The sequence below is a fragment of the Bradyrhizobium sp. genome (genome assembly GCF_017881085.1).
Taxonomy (GTDB): Bacteria; Pseudomonadota; Alphaproteobacteria; order Rhizobiales; family Xanthobacteraceae; genus Bradyrhizobium.
On record NZ_JADGRI010000417.1, the window covers coordinates 1 to 3,844 of the forward strand.

Here is a 3,844-nt window from a genome sequence, read left to right on the forward strand (position 1 = left end):
GCCGTGCTGGCGCTGGCGATCTTCCAGATTCTCTAACCACTCTGCGTCGTGGCCGGGCTAGTCCCGGCCATCCACGCATTTTGTTTCCCACACTCACGGAAACAACGCGATCTGCTCGAGCCCCACGGTCTCGGGAAAGCCGAACATGAGGTTCATGTTCTGGATCGCCTGTCCCGCCGAGCCCTTCACCAGATTATCGAGCACCGAAATCACGATCGCGCGATTCTTGATGCGGTCGGCGATGACGCCGATCTGCACATAGTTCGAGCCACGCACGTTCTGCGTCTGCGGCAGCACGCCCTTTTTCGCGACATGCACGAACGGTTCGTCGCGATAGGCCTGCTCCAGCGCCGCGCGCAGGTCGTCGGGGCTCGCGCCGTTGAGCTTGACATAGGACGTGCAGAGTTCGCCTCTCGCCATCGGAATGAGATGCGGCGTGAAATTGACCGTCACGGCCAAGCCCGCCGCGACGCCGATTTCCTGCTCGATCTCCGGTGCATGCCGGTGGGTGCCGACCGAATAGGGCGACAACCCTTCGCCGGCCTCGCTGAACAATGTGCTCTGCTTCAGGCCGCGGCCGGCGCCGGTGACGCCGGATTTGGCGTCAATGACGATGTCGTCGACGTCGATCAGTCTTGCCCTTGCGATCGGGACCAGCGCCAGCAGCGCCGCCGTCGGATAGCAGCCCGGGCAGGCCACCAGGCGGGCCGCCGCGATGTGCTTGCGATAGAACTCGGTGAGGCCGTAGACGGCTTCGCCCTGAAGCTCGGGCGCGCGGTGGGCGTGGCCGTACCATTGCGCATAGGTGCCCATGTCGCGGAGCCGGAAATCCGCCGACATGTCGAGAATCTTGATGGCGGGGTTGGCGGCCATCACGGTTGCGATGATCTCCTGCGTCGTGCCGTGCGGCAACCCGCAAAACACCGCGTCAAGCCTGGTCCAGTCGACCTTTTCCCATTCCGTCAGCCGCGGCAGGTCCAGCATGAAGAAATGCGGAAACACTTCGTCCATCGCCTTGCCGGCATGGGTGTTGGCGGTAAGTGCGGTGATTTCGGCATTGGGATGCCGCGCCAGCAGGCGCACCGCGTCGGCGCCGGTGTAGCCGGACGCGCCGAGAACGCCGATTTTCTTCTTCGCGCTCATCACATCGTTCCTTCCGGCATCGGTTTAGCATCCAATTGTGTCGGCTGGCCTTCAAACAGTTGCGGGCGCAACGTGCGCATTTCGCCCGCGAGGGCCTGCGCGCCGGCATCCTTTTGCCGCGCCAGTTCGGTCGCGACGGCCAGGTAATCGGCGTCGGATTTGTGTTGGTTGAGCTTGAAACTGCCCTCTACCTCGTCCACCGACATGATCAGGCCCACGATCGCCTTCTTCAGCGCGTCAAGACGTGCGGCGGTCACCTTCGCCATCGCCCAGGGAGGTTTCGGCGCAAGCCAGCTCTCAAACCTGGCGCTGAGCGCCTCTAGATGCGGGCCGAGTTCGGAGTCGGACATCATCCGCACGGTGCCCGTCAGATGCACGGCCTGGTAAAGCCAGGTCGGAACCTGATCGGGCGAGACATACCAGTCGGCCGAGACATAGGCATCCGCACCCAACGCGGTCATCAGCCAGTGCGATTTCCCGTCCGCGAATTTGATCAGCGGATTGTTGCGCGCGACGTGAAAGGCGGCGTGCGGTGTGCCGTCATCGGCATAGGTGAGGTAAAACGGCAGCGCAGAGGCGACCGGCTTGCGGCCGTCCCAGGCCGTAACCGTGCCAAATCCGCGCGCTTGCGCAAACGCAAGACTCGCGGCCCGGTCGGGCTTGAACATCGGAGGGGTGTACATGGCGGTCTCCTGCTGCTCGGGTGAGCCGCCGGGTCAGATCGCGCTGCAGGAGAAGGAAGACGCCGCGGACCGGATCCGGCGGCAAAGGCTGGATCTTAAACGCAGATATCCGCCCATACCGCAGTGGTGGTGCGGCGGCGGCGGGCGATGACAATGGTCACGGCGTTCTTCATGGGCGCCCCTATAGGGCCGCGCCGGACTGGCGTCAAGATGTGACGCGCGCCGGAAGGACGAGTGAGTGTCAGATCACGGGAATCCACGGCGCCGGGATGTCCTCTGGGGGATTCGCCGCTTGCTGGATTTTCTCGCATGATGTCCGGGGCGTTCTTACCAGCGTCTCCTATACAACACGACCAGGACGGCGCGATTGCTACGCGGCACGCGAGCGCAAGGTGGTGCGATTTGCACCGACTGTTACAGTCCGCCGAACGAACCGATGTGACGGAATAGAATCGCCCAGAATGAAGCTCCGCCAGTCAGCCCCCCAGATGAGCGCGGGCCAGCGCATTACCACCCTCGGCCGCCTTGCTATACCATTCAACGGCCCGCCGCGTATCCTTGGGAACGCCCTTGCCGCTCTCATAGACCCAGCCCAGATTGTATTGAGCATAGTTGTCGTTCCGGTCGGCGGCATTGCGGAGGAAGAAAATCGCCTTGGTGTAGTCGAGCGGCACACCCTTGCCTTCGGCGTAGAGCAAACCGAGATTCATCTGTGCCCAAGCGTAGCCTTGATCGGCCGCCTTTGCATACCAAATGGCGGCTCGCTGAAAGTCCTGTGCAAGCCCACGGCCGTCTCTGTACAGGGTCGCCAAGCAAGCCTGGCTGTAGACATCGCCTTGGTCGGCTGCCTTTTCATACCATCGGGCCGCGAGCTTTTCGTCACGCGCTGTTCCAATCCCTCTCTCGTAGAGAAAGCCTAAACGCGATTGGCTGTCGGCATCGCCCTGTTCTGCCGCCATCAGGTACCAGCGGATGGCCTCGGGCAAATCCTGCTTAACGCCACGGCCGCCATCGTACATGCTGCCCAGATGCCATTGGGCCGTCGCGCCGCCGTGCTCGGCCAGGGGTTTGAGCAGCGCCATCGCGAGCTGGTATTTTCCTGCCCTAAAGGCATTCGTACCTTCATCAAGGTTAGCGCTGACCTCCGTGACATAGGGAGCCGGATGTGGCGTCAGGCCGATCGGCCCGTACTTGAATTCCGTGAACTTCTCCAGGCCGGTCTTGATCGCCTCGGCGAATTCCGCGGGACAGACCGCGGCATCGACGGTCAGCCGGACAAGCGCGCTGGAACGCATAGTCCGGCCATCGAGCACGTCGGCGCCGCTCACTTCGATGCGACCGCTCGCGGTTCCGAACGGCGTCCTGCCGTCGAAGCTTGCGGCATAGCTGACCGGTGCCGGCTTTTCGTAGAAATTCGTTCCCTCCGGAAGGGTAAGCGAACTGGTCTCCCGGTATTCGAACGAGCGGCACGAGAAAGGCTGGCCGTCTGCCCCGCCGCTCGTCAACGCCGAGAGCGAGGGCCGAGGGTCGGTAAGGGGCAGCATTTTGATGCGCGCCCTGTCGCGGCGTTCGACAGGCTTGCTGATCTGAAATGTGGCTGTGATGGCGTAATTGTCGGAGAGCTCCCGCGGGCTTGGAAAGGTGTAGTCGCCGCTGCCGCTCAGATTGGCATACTCAATCATCTTTTTGGCAGCGCTCGGCCGATCCACCCTTTCGAGGCCCTGAGCCATCACGCGCCCCAGCATCGCGCCCAACCCGGTACCTGAAAGGATCGAACGGGCCCGTCGCGTGCCGTCGCCGGCAAGCGTGTAATCTGTATCCGTGGCGATTGTGAAGCTCTCCGGCTTTGCCACGGGAATGCTCGCCAAGGTGCCTTTGTCGATATTGAGCACCGGCTTGCCACCAAGGTTCGAAGGCAAGGAGCCGAAGGCCAAAAGCGACACGGTCGGATCAAGGTACTGGTCGATCTGCGGAACATAGACGATGGCGTGGTTGAAATTCGGGGTAGCGACCTCGGT

3 protein-coding genes are annotated in these 3,844 nt (G+C 62.6%); all 3 read right to left on the bottom strand.

Translation table 11 applies throughout. From position 1 onward, the window contains the following. Positions 1-93 precede the first annotated feature (93 nt). Positions 94-1,143 carry an N-acetyl-gamma-glutamyl-phosphate reductase gene (gene argC / locus QZ213_RS25755; RefSeq protein WP_291688882.1) on the bottom strand — a complete coding sequence of 350 codons (1,050 nt, stop codon included), beginning with the start codon at positions 1,141-1,143 and terminating at the stop codon, positions 94-96. Next, positions 1,143-1,826: an FMN-binding negative transcriptional regulator gene (locus QZ213_RS25760; protein WP_291688883.1), complete on the bottom strand. Its 684-nt coding sequence runs from the start codon at positions 1,824-1,826 to the stop codon at positions 1,143-1,145. The genes argC and QZ213_RS25760 overlap by 1 nt, the downstream gene beginning before the upstream one ends. 476 nt (positions 1,827-2,302) lie before the next feature. Continuing rightward, positions 2,303-3,844, bottom strand: a 1,542-nt coding sequence (locus tag QZ213_RS25765) for a tetratricopeptide repeat protein (RefSeq protein WP_291688884.1), incomplete at its 5' end; no start/stop codon positions are given.